This window comes from Streptomyces recifensis (genome assembly GCF_002154615.1).
Lineage (GTDB): Bacteria > Actinomycetota > Actinomycetes > Streptomycetales > Streptomycetaceae > Streptomyces > Streptomyces griseoluteus.
Genome location: NZ_MUNH01000526.1, coordinates 1 through 1,096, shown reverse-complemented (window position 1 = coordinate 1,096; position 1,096 = coordinate 1). Strand labels below are relative to the sequence as shown.

Genomic DNA, 1,096 nt, shown 5'->3' with positions numbered 1-1,096 from the left:
GAGGCCGAGGCCGACGCCCTCAACGCCGCCGGCTGGTACTTCACCCGCCTGGGCGATGCCGTCCAGGCCGAGCGGTACTGCGCCCGCGCCCTGGACCTGTCCCGCCGTCACCGCTACCTGGGCGGCCAGGCGGCCGCGCTGGACAGCCTGGGCCTGCTCGCCCAGCGGACCGGCCGGCACGAGGACGCCGTGCACGCCTACCGGGCCGCCCTGGCCCACTGCCGGACCCTGGGCAACACCTACCAGGAGGCCGGCGCCCTGGACCGCCTGGGCGACAGCTACGCCGCCACCGGCCGCCCGGCCGACGCCCGCACCGCGTGGGGGAGCGCGGCGGCGGTGTACCGGGCCCAGCACCGCCTGGACGAGGCCGCCCGCGTCGAACGGCGCCTGGCGGCCCTCTCCTGAACACCCAGCACCCCAGCACCACCCCAGCACCACGGCACCACGGCTCCGCGCACGCACCAGGCACCAGGCACCAGCCGGGAAACGGCACGTCCGCCGCACCGGCCCGGCCCCGACCGACTTCGAAGGAATCCGAGATGTCCTCTGTCCTTGAGATGCCCCCGGAAATCGAGCAGAGCGAGAAGATCGCCGTGTTCTGCGGCGCCCGCGACGGCGCCCGCCCCGACCATCTGCTCCTCGCCCGTGAATTCGGCACCGCGCTGGCCCGCCGCGGCCTGGACCTGGTGTACGGAGCCGGCGGAGTGGGAGTGATGGGCGCGGTGGCCCATGCCGTCATGGACGCCGGCGGCGGTGTCACCGGAGTGGTGCCGCGTTTCCTGCACGAACGCGAGCGCGCCGACAATGCGCCGGGCGCGCTTTTCCTGGTCCGTTCCATGCATGAACGCAAAGCGCTCATGTACCGGCTCTCCACGGGTTTCGCGGTGCTGCCGGGCGGGTTCGGGACGCTGGACGAGCTGCTGGAGGTGGCGACCTGGAACCAGTTGTCGCTCATGCGCAAACCGATCGTCGTGGTCAATCACCACGGATTCTTCGACCCGTTGCTGGCCATGCTGGACCACCTCGTGAGGGAAGGGTTCCTCAAGGCGGGGGAGCGGAGCCTGATCCAGGAGGGCCGGGACGTCGAGGACGCCAT

General features: G+C 72.4%; 2 protein-coding genes. Both read left to right on the top strand.

Going from position 1 to position 1,096, the window contains the following annotated elements:
- Positions 1 to 405, top strand: a 405-nt coding sequence (locus CCN33_RS24905; protein WP_140394662.1) for a tetratricopeptide repeat protein, incomplete at its 5' end; no start/stop codon positions are given.
- A 134-nt stretch (positions 406 to 539) separates the two neighbouring features.
- On the top strand, positions 540 to 1,096 hold a 557-nt coding region (locus CCN33_RS24900), incomplete at its 3' end, for an LOG family protein (protein ID WP_244173930.1).